Origin of the sequence: [Clostridium] clostridioforme AGR2157 (assembly GCF_000424325.1) — a bacterium.
GTDB classification, from domain to species: Bacteria; Bacillota; Clostridia; order Lachnospirales; family Lachnospiraceae; genus Enterocloster; species Enterocloster clostridioformis_A.
In genome coordinates this window covers 165,939-179,497 of the sequence record NZ_AUJR01000004.1, presented here as the reverse complement: position 1 = coordinate 179,497, position 13,559 = coordinate 165,939, and the positions used below count along the sequence as shown (strand labels likewise).

The window sequence follows — 13,559 nt, the reverse complement described above, 5'->3', positions numbered from 1 at the left end:
TTTTGATTGATTTTTAAGCTTAGAAGTTATAATCATTCATATTATCTGCGTTAAATACGGTGCGTTCCGGCAGCAGTACAACGCCGTTGTTTACCTCTGCGGTAGATGCGCCTTCAACCAGACTGTCATTAGGCATAACCTCTACCTCGCCGATGTCAGGGATATTAATCTTGTCGCCTACATGTACTTCATTGCCTGCTGCAAGGTAAGCTGCAAGGTAGCAGCCAATTGCGCCCTGTACGCCGCAGTCCCAGAGGCCCCACTGCTCGATCACGCCTGCTGCACAGTAATCCTTAATGGACATAGGAGATGCAAAACCTGTAATTGTAACGTCGTCCTTGGTCAGCCCCTTGTTCTGAGCTGCCTTGCACTGTCCCGGAAGCGCGGTGGAGTCGTTGCAGATGATCAGGTCAATGTCAGAGTGTGCTTCCAGAATGGATGCGCCGATGGAAACCGCCTTCTCTGCATCCTGCTCTGAATAATAGTTGTCAGGAGCTACATTTTCCCAGTTCGGGAAGTTTTCTTTGATATAGGCTTCGCCTGCTACCTGCCAGGAGTTCTGGTCGGCAACTGTTGCCTGTGAATAATGCCAGCAATATTTGATGGTATCCTTTTTGGTGTCTTTGCCGCGGTTGGTCAGGGAATCAGCACCCATATCAACCAGCATTTTACCTAACAGTTCCGGTGTTCCCTGGCTGACCATAAGGGTACGTGCTGTATCGGAAACATCTGAATCCCATGTAACAACGGTAACGCCTGCGTCCCTTGCCTCTGTCAGTGCAGAATCCAGTCCGGTTGCGTCAACAGATGAAATACAGATTGCATCCACGCCGCTGGCCACTGCGTTGTTGATTACGTTAACCTGGTCTGCAACCGCCGCATTGGCGCTGCCCTGATAGTCAACGGTAAAGCCCCAGCCTTTGGAATATTCCTGTGCGCCGTTGTTGGCGGACTCAAAGAATGCGTTTCCTGTCAGCTTTGGAACAAAGGCAACTGTCATGCCGGCAACATCTGCACCTGCTGCGGGAGCTGCCGCCTCTGTCTTGCCCTCTTCTGCCTTGCCCTCTTCTGCCTTGGTCTCTTCTGCCTTGCTCTGTGCAGCCTCTGCCTTTGCCTCTGTTGCAGGCGCCGCTGCCGTAGCAGCAGTACCGCCTCCGCAGCCTGCCAGTGAAACTGTCATTGCTCCTGCAAGAACCACTGATAACCATTTTTTCTTCATAACATTGTTCCTCCTTAAATTATTTATGATTGTTTTGTTATCGCATTTTCAGGGAAATTCTGTTCCCGTAATACTTCTCTAATTCTTCTTCCTGCGGAACATGGCGATTACCTTCTGGTTATTGGCCAGGGAACGGCCAACCACCACCACCAGGAGAATCAGTCCAACCGGGATATCCAGGTACTGCTGGCTTACCTTGAAGCAGAGCGGGAGCCCGAATCTTAATACTCCAATCACCACCGCTGCCAGGGCTGTTCCGGGAACGCTTCCCTTGCCCCCGGTGCTCAAGGTTCCTCCCAGCACCACGGCTGTGATGATAGGCATGGTCAGGGTCGCTCCGATATCACTTTTGGCAGTGCCCAGATAGGAGGTGAGGACAATGCCGGCCACCGCCGCACTCATGGCCGACAGCACATAGGTGCTCATGATCACCAGCCTGCTGTTGATGCCGGAATACTCTGCCGCATTCTGGTTTACACCAATCAGGAAAATCTGTCGTCCGTATTTCGTCTTATGCAAAAGGATGTAGGCAATGACTGCCAGCACCAGGAAAATCAGCACCTGGCTGGGTATGACCCCAAACAGTTTGAACTTGGTAATCCTGATAAAGCTGTCGGGGAATCCGTTGATACCCTTATAGCTTTCAGTAGCCGACAGGTTGGATACCAGCAGCGCAATGCCTGAAAACAGAAAGCTTCCGCCCAGCGTGACCACCATGGGCTGTACGCCGCAGTACGCCACAAAATATCCGGACAGGGCACCGCACAGCGCTGCAACTACAATTCCCAGTACTGCCGCGGCCCAGATATTGAGCCCCCAGTCCTGCCAGGATACGCCGAGAACAATGGAGGTCAGTCCTACAATGGAACCGGCCTGGATATCAATTCCTCCTGTAATCATGACAAAGGTAACAAACAAGGAAATGATACAGATGGATATCATATCATTGATGCTTCCGAACAGTACACGGGGCATCAGGAATTTATTGTTGGCTGCTGCAAATATTACAAACTCCAGGACCAGAATACAGAGCAGAACGGTCTCCCAGCTTTTTAATGCCTTTTTCATCACTGAACCCCTCCTTTTTTATCAGCGCCCGCCACTGTCCTCGCAGACAGTATCTGGTGCCTGTTCTTCAGGATGGCCCTGTTCTGTGTCACTGTATTGAGCACCACAATTGTAATGAGAAGGATGCCAGTGATGGTATTGTCATAGTCAGAAGAAAATCCCAGGAATACAAGAATCCTGCTGATAGAGGACATAATGATTGCGCCGATGGACGCGCCGATCAGGCTGCCCTGGCCTCCTGTCAGGCTTATACCTCCAAGAACACATGCCGCAATGGCTTTCATCTCGTAGCTGTTGCCTGCGGTGGGCGTGATGAAGCCGATACGCGACGTGTAAATCATGCCGGCCGCTGCCGCAAAAACTCCGCTTAATATGTAAGCTGTAATTTTCGTCTGGGACGCAGGGATACCAACAAGGGTTGCTCCTGCCGCGTTATCGCCTACCGCGATAAAATACTTGCCCTTTTTAGTCTGCGTCAGGATCAGATGTCCCGCAATCACCGCCAGAATTGCCGCTGCATAAAACGTGGTGAGCTGTCCCGCAATCAGGGTATTGGACATCCTTGTGAACCCGGCGGGAAGGTTTTCCACCCATGCTCCCTTTGTAAATACGTAAATCAGGCCGCGGACAACACCGTTGACACCAAGGGTAAATATAAGGGATGGGATCTGAAGCACCGACACTCCGAATCCGTTGACAAATCCGATGACTGCCCCGATGGCCAGCGCTGCCAGAATGGCCACGGCCCAGTAGGAACCGTCCCGCAGCAGCGTTGCTCCCACTGCAGCCGACATGCCCAGAGTTGCTCCCACCGAAACATCGATTTCTCCGGTCAGGATGACAAAGGCGCTTCCCACTGCAAGCAAGGTAAAGACCACACTGTCATTGAAGCAGTTCAGGATTGACGTAGGCTGCCAGAAGCTTGGATTTACACAGCCTACAACGAATATCAATGCTGCCAGAAATAAAAAACTGCTCATTTCATGGGTTTTCATTATTTTTTTCAATCGATTCATGTCTCTCCACCTGCTTTCATTATTCTGTCACACCAAAGGATCCCGCCATCAGGCTGGCCTGGCTGATTTCCGACCTGGACAGTTCACCTTTGATCCGCCCGGAAAACACCACCACCGCCCGGTCCGAAAGCTCCACGATTTCTTCCATATCGGAGGAGATGAGCATAATCGCCACACCCTGGGCCTTCAGTTTATGAATAATGGAATACACATCTCCCCGCGCCGCCGCGTCAATACCGCGGGTGGGTTCATCCAGAATCACCAGCTTGGGATTGGTTGAGAGCGAACGTCCGATAATGATTTTCTGCTGGTTTCCTCCCGAAAGGCTTCCTGCTGTCTGATCCTGCCCCGTAACCTTGATGCGGAAGTCGTCAATGTAGCGTCCGGCAACCTCCCTTTCTGCTTTTTTATTCAGAAAGAATCCTCCCATCTTCTTGTCTCTTAATAGGGAAGAGGTGGTGTTGGCAGCCACATCGCTGATTGCGAACAGTCCGTTGAGCCTCCGGTCCTCGGGCACATAGTTGATTCCTGCCTCCAGAACCCGGGCGGTGGAATGTCCTGTTATATCCTTTCCATCCAGAATCGCTTTTCCTTTTAAAACCTTGTCTCTTCCAAATATGGTTGTGGCAAGCTCCGTACGTCCGGCGCCGACAACCCCGGCCACTCCCAGCACCTCCCCCGGGTACACCTTGAGGTTTACATCCTCAAATCCGTATCCGGAGTAATCCTGAAGTTCAAACACAGGTTTCAGTCCTTCATAATTAATGGCTTTTTCCTCCGCCTTCCCATCCTTGATATCCGCCTCATCCATATTGGGAGGAAGGAGTCCCTTTACCAGCATTTCCCTGGTGAAGTCCGATACGCGTCCTTTTAATGTGATAATTCCGTCCCTCATAATCGCCACGTGGGTGGCAATCTGAAATACCTCTGCCAGACGGTGTGTTATGTAAATGATGCCGATGCCCTTCTGTTTCAGGTCTTCTACGATTTTGAAGAGACTCTCTACTTCGTCAAATGTAAGTGCACTGGTAGGTTCATCCAGGATCAGTACCCTGGCATTTCTCAAAAGTCCGCGCAGCAGCTCTACCAGCTGCTGTTCTGCTATGGAAAGGCTCATGGCTTTTCTGTTCAGGTTCAGGTGCCATCCGATGTCTTCCATAATCTGCAGCAGCCGCTTTCTCAAGGTTCCTGACTTTTCCTTAAATCCAATGAGGACATTCTCTTCCACTGTCATGTTTGGAAAGAGCATAGGTTCCTGGGGTACCATATAGACGCCCTTGGACAGCACCACCGAAGGCTTGAAGGAATTGATCTTTTCACCTGCAATGACCAGCTCTCCTTCATCCGGCTGGTAAATACCCATGATGATTTTCATCAGAGTGCTCTTTCCAGCACCGTTTCCGCCTATCAAAGCCAGCACCTCGCCCTTGCCAACATCCAGATCAATTCCTTTTAATACTGCGTTCAAACCAAATGTCTTAAAGACGCCGCGGGCAGAAAGCAGCATTTCATTAGAATCACATGTCTCTGCTTGACTCATGTTTACCCTCCTTAGTGCATCTGTTTTTGATATTTTTGTTTATTACTCAAACATTTGTAACACTTGTAAGTATACGTGAACGATATAAGTTTGTCAAGAGGTTTTAAGCATTTTAACCGTTGAGCCCTCTATTTTTTTCATTTATTTTAGCATAATTACCCTCATTTTTCCTATTTTATGCCAATTTCCTCCACTATTTATTATTGACATTCATGTTTAGCTCTGATATACTAATCACAGAGTTAAACATTTTATCAAAATCTAAACATTTGTTTCCCGATATAAAAATTGGAGGTGCGTACGGTAGATATGAATTACGAAGATTCCCTGATTGTCAAAACAGCTTGGTACTATTATATAGAAAACATGACACAGCAGAAAATTTCCGAAAAGCTGGGCATATCCCGCATGAAAGTCATCAAACTATTGGATAAGGCGAAACAGACCGGGGTGATTCAATTTAAAATCTCGCCGGAGCGGAGCCAGCAGCTGATGATTGAGCAGAAGCTGACCACCCAATGGAATTTAAAGGACATCTTTGTGGTTCCCACGCCGCCAAGCGGTTCCAATCTGAATGAAACCATTGCTCAGGCAGCCGCTATGTATATAGGTGACCGTCTGACAGAAAACATGTTTATCAACATGGGCTACGGAGACACCCCCAGCCGGGTGTTAAACCACCTGGCCACGATTGCAGAGACACCCATTTCCGTGGTATCCCTCACAGGAGGAGTCAGCTATTATCTGCCCAATATCCGTTCCAACATTTTTAATGCCAAGCTCTATCTCTATCCGGCGCCGCTTCTCGTCTCTTCCAAGGAGATGTGCAAAGCCATGCGCAACGAGCCTCCCATTGAAGAGATTGCAAGAATGGTCCGTCTGGCAACCATGACAGTGGTCGGCATCGGAGCCATGAACGATGAGGCCACTATCATTTCCAACGGTATTTTAAACCAGAATGATTTCCTGTATCTTTCCATGCAGGGGGCAGTGGGCGATATTCTGACCCACTTCATTGATAAAGACGGAAAGCCGATTCACAGCGACGTGGAAGAGCGTCTTTTCAGCACGCCTCTGGAGACATTAAAAAGTCTGAATAATGTTATAGGGATTTCGGGCGGCCCTCAGAAGGTAGAGGCTATCCGCGCAGCGTTAAGGGGCGGATATCTGGATGTGCTGATTACGGATGAAGAAACAGCCATGCAGCTGATTGATTTAAGCTGACAAAGATAATGTAAAGGAGGAGTTTACATATGTCAAAGAATCATTTTCTTACAGTCGATGCCGGAACGGGAAGCGTTCGGGCCGTCCTGTTTGACTTGGAGGGCAACCAGACCGCATGCGTACAGCAGGAATGGGATCACAAGGAAGATCCCAGATACCCGGGCAGTATGGATTTTAACTGGGAATATAACTGGAAGCTGACCTGCGGATGCATCAAGGGCGTGTTGGAGCAGTCCGGCATTTCCCCGGATGACATTGCCGCGATTTCCACCACCTGCATGAGGGAGGGTATTGTACTCTACGACAAGGACGAACACGAAATCTGGGCCTGCGCCAATGTGGACGCAAGAAGCACGGACGAGGTCAGCCAGCTTAGAAAGGCATACCCCGGACTGGAACAGGAATTATACCTGGAATCCGGTCAGACCTATGCCCTGGACGCACTTCCCCGCCTGTTATGGGTCAGGAATAAAATGCCGGACGTCTACGAAAAGATTGCATATGTGGGAATGTTTAACGACTGGCTGATCCATAAGATGACCGGGATTCTGGCCGTGGAGCCGAGCAACGGCTCCACCACTGGACTATTCAGCCTCAAAAACAGATCCTGGGATTCCTCCATTGCCAGACGCTGCGGACTGCGCACCGACATGTTCCCTGAAGTAAGGGAATGCGGCTCCAGAGCCGGAACCGTGACCGCACAGTGCGAGGAACAGACAGGACTGGCCCAGGGAACGCCTGTGATTGTAGGCGGCGGCGACGCGCAGCTGGGCTGTATCGGAGTAGGTGTTGTGAGGCCGAACCAGGCGGCTGTGTTCGGCGGAAGCTTCTGGCAGTATGAATACAATACAGCGGACGGCAGAACAGACGAGGAATGCAGAGTCCGGGTCAACTGCCACGCGGTGCCGAATGTATGGCAGTACGAAGCCCTGGCATTCAAGCCCGGCCTCGTGATGCGCTGGTTCCGGGACGGCTTCTGCCAGGCGGAAAAAGAGATTGCAAAGCTGAAGGGCACGGACCCCTATGATGTGATGAACGAGTACGCGAAGGACATTGCCGCAGGTTCCTACGGTATGATGTGTGTTTTCTCCGATGTTATGAACTTCATCAACTGGAAACACGCCTCACCTACCTTTACCAACTTCGAGCTGGATCCGGTGCGGTTTTCAAAATATACCTTCTACCGCGCAATCCTGGAAAATACAGCCATGGTAACCAAGGGCCATCTGGACCTGGTGCGCGAGGCAACCGGGAACCAGCCCGAGGATATCATTTTCGCCGGAGGCGCTTCCAAGAGCCCGCTATGGTGCCAGATTTTATCCGATGTTCTGGGACTTCCGGTAAAGGTTCCGGCAGTCAAAGAAGCAACCGCCCTGGGCGCCGCGATTCTGGCAGGCTGCGGGGTCGGCATCTATAAAGATATGTCAGAAGCAGCAGAAAAACTGGTAAAATGGGATACCACCTATGTTCCGGATTCCGCCAATCATCAGCTCTACTGTGAAATGTACGAACAATGGCGCAGCGTTTACAAGGCTTCGCTGAATCTGTGCAGCCAGAATCTGACGAGGAGCATGTGGGCTGCCCCGGGATTATAAAACAGGAGGAATAGCAGAAAATGTTTATTGTAAATGAAAATGAAAAAGAGTACCGTTTTGGGGACAGCGGCCCCAAGTACCTGATGAAAGGCCCCAGAATGAATTTTGCCGTGGTCCAGTTCCAGTCAGGCCAGGATTTCAAGGCCCATTACCACAATATCATGGAGGAAGATTTCTTTATACTCGAGGGCGAAATCAATATCGTGGTGGACGGAACCGTACACCACTTAAAACAGGGCGACCTGATCCACATCGAACCGCTGGAAGTCCACTACTGCTTCAACCCATATGAGCGGACCGTGAAAATGATTTCCACTCTGGCTCCGTTCCAGGAGACGGATAAGGTGGAGATAGAGGATTATAAATTTTAATGAAAAGAGTGTCAGTCGGCAAGCGCAATATGACAGCAAAAGATGGACTATCGGTGACGATGGTCCCTCTTTTGCGTTGAGCGGTAAAAGGCAAAATCCACAGGGCTGCCTTATAAATACCTTCTTAATGTACTTCATACTTTTTTTATAATTTTATTAGCACTCACCTCTTGACAGTGCTAACAATCGTGCTATAATACAAACATAAAGAAAATGAAAACAAGCAGTTCTATGAGCGAGGAGGATATAACGATGATGTTAATACCAAGAAGAAACTACGGACTTAATTTATTTGACGATTTTTTCAATGACCCATTCTTTACCAGCGCCTCCGAAAAGGGCGAGGACGCCAAGAAGCTTCCGGTGATGCGTACCGACATCATGGAGAAGGATGGAAACTATATTTTAGAGATTGAACTTCCCGGATTCAAGAAGGAAGATATCAGGGCAGAGCTTAAGGACGGATATCTGACCGTCAGCGCAGATATAACCAAGTCCAGCGAGGACAAGGATGACAAGGGTACCCTGATTCACAAGGAGCGCTACACCAGTTCATGTAAGAGAACCTTCTTTGTAGGCGAGCAGATTCGCCAGGAAGATATCAAGGCTGGTTTTGAAAATGGCATACTGAGACTTCAGGTGCCGAAGGATGCACCGAAGGTGGAGGAGACACCGAAGTATATTGACATTCTGTAATCATCATTAAATGCCCACACTCCTTTTATATATATTATCCCTGATAAAGGACACAGCCGTGAATCCCCCCTTCCCGGCTGTGTCCTTTTTGCCTCTTATATATTCTTTATTTCATCCTATGCTTTCCACAAAATCCGGTCCTCCTTGACGGTTGCCAGCACCTTGATGTTTTGTATCTCATCTGCCCCTGTTTCCAGAGGATTTTGTTCCAGCACCACAAAATCCGCCTTTTTTCCAGGTGTGACAGTTCCCTTCTCATTCTCTTCAAAATACTGGTATGCCCCGTTGACCGTCACTGCCTTAAGTGCATCCCAGACCGGAATGCGTTCCTCCGGTCCCAGCACCTTTCCCACCCTGGTACGCCGGTTTACGGCGCACCACAGGGTCTCCATCATATCCGGCATGATAACCGGGCTGTCCTGGTGCAGGGTGAAACGGATGCCCTCCTTTAGGGCCGAAGCAGCCGGGCTGATGCGTCCCGCCCGCTCCGGACCAAAATTGCGGACGTGGATATCTCCCCAGTGGTATACATGGGCCAGGAAAAAGGAGGGAATGACTCCCAGTTTTTTTACCCGTTCCAGCTGATCGAGCCCCAGAAGCTGGGCATGAATCATTACCGGCCGGATATCGCCCCTGTAAAAACCAGGCTTTCTGCTGTTCCCGCTCCCCAGCTCCCTGTAGACTGTTTCCAGCTGGTCCATATACTGCTCTGCCGCCATATCACCGTTGCAATGGGCCAGAAGCTGCATGTCTTCCAGCTCTGCCTTTAAAATATTTTCCTTTACCTGGCTGTCCTCCAGGGTATTATAGCCGCAGTAATCCTCTTTTGTTTCATGGGTCCGCGGGGACGCATCTCCCTGTCTCTTTTCCCGCACATCCGGCGTTTCCGGCAGATAGGGAGTTCGCATCCATGCCGTCCTTCCCTGGGGTGAGCCGTCCAGGAACATTTTATACCCGCCTATCTTCATATGCCCCTTATAGTTCTTTATATGGCTTTCAAATGTATTCCGGGCAGCATCACTGTCCCGGATATCCATATAGGAGATTAAATCCAGCTTTAAAAGTCCTGATTTCAGCAGCATCTGGTACAGCGGAACCAGCCGGCCTGCCATCAATCCCTCCTGGACCGTGGTGATTCCATAGGAAGCATAGAGCTCCTGGGCGCGGCCATAGGCAGTCAGAAAGTCCTCCGCCGACGGCATGGGGACGCGTCCCTGGAAGCCTAAGAATGCATTTTCCTCCATATATCCGGTCGGCAGCCCGCCTTCCATTTCTATGACGCCGCCCTGAGGTGCCTGTGTCTGTCCGGTTACACCCAGCAGGTTGAGGGCCATGGTGTTAAACACCCCCATATGACCTGACTGGTGTTTCAGTATTAATGGATTCTGAGGCGATGCCTGGTCCAGGACCTTCCTGCGGGGATGGCTGTGCTCCTTCAGGCGGTTATGGTCATAGCCGGATGCCATGACCCATTTTCCTTCCGGAATCTTCTTGTCCGCAATGTATTGCCGGATGCATGTAATGATGTCCTCAAAGCTGCATGCCCCGCCCAGGTCTACCTCCATGGTATGGCTGGCGCAGGCCGTAAAATGGCTGTGGGCGTCTATGAAGCCCGGCAGCATCACCCTGCCCTGTAAATCCAGCCTGCGGGTCTTATCCCCTGCCCGTTCCTTTACCTTGTCCCATGTCCCTGTGTCCAGGATTCTTCCGTCCTCCGTCAGCACGGCTTCCACCTGGGGGCGCCTGTCCTCCATGGTAAGAATGGTACCGTTATAGTAAAGCGTCTGCGCCATGTCCTGTCCTCCTGTTCTATGAATTGACTTTCCCTGTTTTTCTTAGTATAGTACCTATATCATGATTCATAATACCTATATTATCACTAAAAGTATGCGCATAAAAGGAGTTTCTTATGATACGCAGGTGTATTACATGGATTAAAAAGCACCCTGTCCTCTCACTCGTTTTCCTGATACTTATGTATCTGGTGATTGGGGCCACGGCGCCTTTCTATCACTATAAGTCTATCTCCCAGGAAACAAAAGAAACGGTATCGGCTGAGAGCTTCTATCAGGAGGGAGACAGTTCGGACCGCGCCATGATACTGGAAACCAATCAGAGCGCCTGGGATGAACGGATGCGCCTCATGAACCTGGCCAGGGAACGGATTATACTGTCCACCTTTGATTTCAGGGATGGCGAGAGCCCCAGGGACCTGATGGCAGTCATGCTTCACAAGGCCGACCAGGGAGTCAGCATAAAAATACTGGTGGACGGTTTCTCCGGCCTGGTGCGCATGGAACCCAGCAAGCTTTTCTATGCCCTTTCCAGCCATCCAAACATTGAAATCAAGATTTACAACAAAATGAATCCCCTGCTTCCGTGGAAGACCCAGGGAAGGATGCATGACAAGTATGTGATTGTGGACGACTACGGATATATACTAGGCGGCCGGAATACCTTTGATTATTTCATCGGTTCCTATCCCACGGATTCCAGAAGCCATGACCGCGAAGTCCTGGTCTACAATACAGCCCACGGCACGGACAAGGGAAGGGACAGCTCCCTGTATCAGATGGAAGATTATTTTGAGCAGGTATGGAATCTGGATGTGTCCGCCCTGTTCCATGACAGCGAAAAGACAGCAGACAGGACCTCTGTCCGGAATGCGGCGGCCATGCTGAGGGAGCGGTATAAGGTCCTGGCCATGAATTATCCGGATCTGCTGGACAGTGAGGAGGACTCCGTCAGCTGCAGCACCATTCCCGGCCAGCCCGGCTGTCCGGCCCTGCCCATGGATTTCTCAAAGGCCCTGGAGTACTACGGTTCCAACACGGTTCCCACAGGAAAAATCACCCTGGTATCCAACCCCATCGGCATCTATGGAAAGGAGCCTGTGGTCTTCCACACCTTGTCCGTCCTTATGAAGAATGCAAAAAAAAGAGTGCTGATTCACACTCCCTATGCAGTATTCAATAATTATATGTACGATACCATGAAGGAAATCACGGCCCGGACACCGGTAACCATGATGATAAACTCGGTTGAAAACGGCGACAATTTCTTTGCCTCCAGCGATTATCCCATGCACAGGGACGCATTTCTGGACACCGGCATGGAGATTCTGGAATATGACGGCGGTCTCTCCTACCATGGCAAATCCCTTGTCATAGATAGTGAGCTGTGTGCCGTGGGTTCCTACAACTTCGATTTGCGCAGCACCTATCTGGACACAGAGCTTATGCTGGTCATCCAGAGCCCGGAGCTGACAGCCCAGCTGGAAGAATACATGGTCTCCTATCAGAAGGACTGCCGCCGTCTGCTGCCGGGCGGAACATATGAAATACCGGAACATCTGACCATTGCAGATGTCCCGGTGTATAAAAGGGCGGCCTGGAAGGTGGTGGGCTTTGTGATGCAGCCCTTCCGCTTCCTTATATAACTTTTTTATCCCTCCATTTTCCTGTTAGGTAACGGCTGAAGGATATGACATAATTGGCAATCCAGCCCATAGGGACCGCGTACCACACAGCTGCCACGCCCCATATGGGTGCAAAATGGAAGGCTGCATAGACACGTATGGTCAGATTCACCAGGTTGGAGATGGTAAATACCAGCACATCCCCGGAACCTCGCAGGACTCCGTCCGTACACGCCTTCATGCCGATGAGCACAAAGAAGTAGGCGATAAAGGACAGATATCCTGTGCCTGCCGCATAGGCTTCCCGGCTCATGCCCTCTCCCAGGAAGGAGGTTATGATAGGGCCGTTAAGCAGCGCCACTATCACGGCTATGATGACGGAGAAACCGGCCACAATGCCGTAGCTGGCCCTGTATCCTTCCTTCACCCGCTCCATCTTCCCGGCGCCGATGTTCTGAGCCGTGAAGGTGGCCACGGCGTTGCCCGTTGCAATCATGGGCACCACGCAGATGGACTCAATCCTGCTTCCCGCGGAGTAACCTGCCAGGGCAGCGGAACCAAACCCATTGACCACGGACTGGACCAGCAGCATTCCGATGGATACAATGGACTGCTGGAGAATGGACGGCACCGCGATTCTGGTCCCTGCCTTTAACATGCTGCTGTCGTAAAACCTAAAACCATCTCCGGCCTCCTGCTCATATCCCTTTAATTTTTTCATCAGGATACCGAAGGATATCAGGGCGGATATACCCTGGGCCATGACAGTTGCAATGGCCACACCGTCCACTCCCATCCCCAGCCATGTGACAGATATAATGTCCAGAACCACGTTCAGGACGGAAGAAAATATGAGAAGGTACAGGGGCGTCCTGGAATCCCCCATGGCGTTGAATATGGCGGCGAGAACATTGTACATGAACAGGAATGGCATTCCCAGGAAGTAGATTCCCAGGTAAAGCTTTGCCTGGCCCATAATATTGGCCGGTGTCTTAAGAGACTCCAGTATGAGGCCGTTCAGGTAAAATCCCACGCTCCCCAGCAGAATGCTCACAAAGAGGAAGGTAATCAGGGCCGTGGAAATGGAGGTCTTCATCTTTCCGTGCTGCCTGGCTCCCAGATACTGGGAGGTCAGGACCGATGCACCGTTTCCTCCCCCTATGGCTATCATGATAAACACATTGGTCAGGGCATAGGAAGCGCCTACAGCCGCCAATGCGTCCTCGCCCACAAAATTGCCCACAATCATGGAGTCCGCCATATTGTAAAACTGCTGGAACAGGTTTCCCAGTATCATGGGAAGGGCAAACAGGAAAAGGCGCCGCCCCGGTCTCCCTTCCGTCAAGTCAATCCGCTTTTTTATCTGTTTTCCCTGTTCACGGCTTTTCACTGCACTCTGATTCATCTTCTCC

The 13,559-nt window shown here is 50.6% G+C and carries 11 protein-coding genes; 5 read left to right on the top strand and 6 right to left on the bottom strand.

What is annotated here, in order from left to right:
• Positions 1-19: 19 nt before the first annotated feature.
• The 4 genes from G614_RS0101980 to G614_RS0101965 all read right to left on the bottom strand — a co-directional run bounded on the left by G614_RS0101980 (position 20) and on the right by G614_RS0101965 (position 4,843).
• Complete coding sequence (locus G614_RS0101980; RefSeq protein ID WP_027640572.1) at positions 20-1,219, bottom strand: substrate-binding domain-containing protein; 1,200 nt, start codon at positions 1,217-1,219, stop codon at positions 20-22.
• Between the two features lie 78 nt (positions 1,220-1,297).
• Complete coding sequence (locus G614_RS0101975) at positions 1,298-2,287, bottom strand: ABC transporter permease (protein ID WP_027640571.1); 990 nt, start codon at positions 2,285-2,287, stop codon at positions 1,298-1,300.
• On the bottom strand, positions 2,287-3,303 hold the full coding sequence (locus tag G614_RS0101970) for an ABC transporter permease (protein ID WP_027640570.1): 1,017 nt from the start codon (positions 3,301-3,303) through the stop codon (positions 2,287-2,289). The genes G614_RS0101975 and G614_RS0101970 overlap by 1 nt, the downstream gene beginning before the upstream one ends.
• Before the next feature lie 19 nt (positions 3,304-3,322).
• Positions 3,323-4,843, bottom strand: a complete 1,521-nt coding sequence (locus G614_RS0101965) for a sugar ABC transporter ATP-binding protein (RefSeq protein ID WP_027640569.1) — start codon at positions 4,841-4,843, stop codon at positions 3,323-3,325.
• Between the two features lie 309 nt (positions 4,844-5,152).
• Here G614_RS0101965 and G614_RS0101960 point away from each other — a divergent pair, with 309 nt between their 5' ends.
• The 4 genes from G614_RS0101960 to G614_RS0101945 all read left to right on the top strand — a co-directional run bounded on the left by G614_RS0101960 (position 5,153) and on the right by G614_RS0101945 (position 8,729).
• The gene (locus tag G614_RS0101960; protein ID WP_027640568.1) at positions 5,153-6,067 is read left to right on the top strand and encodes a sugar-binding transcriptional regulator; all 915 of its coding nucleotides are present in this window, start codon (positions 5,153-5,155) and stop codon (positions 6,065-6,067) included.
• A gap of 29 nt (positions 6,068-6,096) precedes the next feature.
• A complete protein-coding gene (lsrK, locus tag G614_RS0101955; protein WP_027640567.1) occupies positions 6,097-7,662 on the top strand; it encodes an autoinducer-2 kinase in 1,566 nt (521 codons plus the stop codon).
• 20 nt (positions 7,663-7,682) lie between these two features.
• Entirely contained in the window at positions 7,683-8,033 is a 351-nt protein-coding gene (locus G614_RS0101950) for a cupin domain-containing protein (protein ID WP_022201436.1), read from the top strand.
• A 252-nt stretch (positions 8,034-8,285) separates the two neighbouring features.
• Entirely contained in the window at positions 8,286-8,729 is a 444-nt protein-coding gene (locus tag G614_RS0101945) for an Hsp20/alpha crystallin family protein (RefSeq protein ID WP_002584198.1), read from the top strand.
• 116 nt (positions 8,730-8,845) lie between these two features.
• Here the strand turns inward: G614_RS0101945 and G614_RS0101940 are convergent, their stop codons facing one another.
• Positions 8,846-10,522: an amidohydrolase gene (locus G614_RS0101940; protein WP_027640566.1), complete on the bottom strand. Its 1,677-nt coding sequence runs from the start codon at positions 10,520-10,522 to the stop codon at positions 8,846-8,848.
• A 116-nt stretch (positions 10,523-10,638) separates the two neighbouring features.
• Between G614_RS0101940 and G614_RS0101935 the strand changes: the two genes are divergently transcribed.
• Complete coding sequence (locus G614_RS0101935) at positions 10,639-12,168, top strand: phospholipase D family protein (protein ID WP_027640565.1); 1,530 nt, start codon at positions 10,639-10,641, stop codon at positions 12,166-12,168.
• On the opposite strand, the gene G614_RS0101930 is transcribed toward G614_RS0101935, so the two are convergent.
• Positions 12,161-13,552, bottom strand: a complete 1,392-nt coding sequence (locus G614_RS0101930; protein ID WP_027640564.1) for an MATE family efflux transporter — start codon at positions 13,550-13,552, stop codon at positions 12,161-12,163. The genes G614_RS0101935 and G614_RS0101930 overlap by 8 nt on opposite strands.
• Positions 13,553-13,559: the final 7 nt, after the last annotated feature.

Coding starts and splice junctions, on each gene's coding strand:
- G614_RS0101970 (WP_027640570.1), bottom strand. CDS start 3,303: ATGAATCGATTGAAAAAAATAATGAAAACCCATGAAATGAGCAGTTTT.
- G614_RS0101940 (WP_027640566.1), bottom strand. CDS start 10,522: ATGGCGCAGACGCTTTACTATAACGGTACCATTCTTACCATGGAGGAC.
- G614_RS0101935 (WP_027640565.1), top strand. CDS start 10,639: ATGATACGCAGGTGTATTACATGGATTAAAAAGCACCCTGTCCTCTCA.
- G614_RS0101975 (WP_027640571.1), bottom strand. CDS start 2,287: ATGAAAAAGGCATTAAAAAGCTGGGAGACCGTTCTGCTCTGTATTCTG.
- G614_RS0101945 (WP_002584198.1), top strand. CDS start 8,286: ATGATGTTAATACCAAGAAGAAACTACGGACTTAATTTATTTGACGAT.
- lsrK (WP_027640567.1), top strand. CDS start 6,097: ATGTCAAAGAATCATTTTCTTACAGTCGATGCCGGAACGGGAAGCGTT.
- G614_RS0101980 (WP_027640572.1), bottom strand. CDS start 1,219: ATGAAGAAAAAATGGTTATCAGTGGTTCTTGCAGGAGCAATGACAGTT.
- G614_RS0101950 (WP_022201436.1), top strand. CDS start 7,683: ATGTTTATTGTAAATGAAAATGAAAAAGAGTACCGTTTTGGGGACAGC.
- G614_RS0101965 (WP_027640569.1), bottom strand. CDS start 4,843: ATGAGTCAAGCAGAGACATGTGATTCTAATGAAATGCTGCTTTCTGCC.
- G614_RS0101930 (WP_027640564.1), bottom strand. CDS start 13,552: ATGAATCAGAGTGCAGTGAAAAGCCGTGAACAGGGAAAACAGATAAAA.
- G614_RS0101960 (WP_027640568.1), top strand. CDS start 5,153: ATGAATTACGAAGATTCCCTGATTGTCAAAACAGCTTGGTACTATTAT.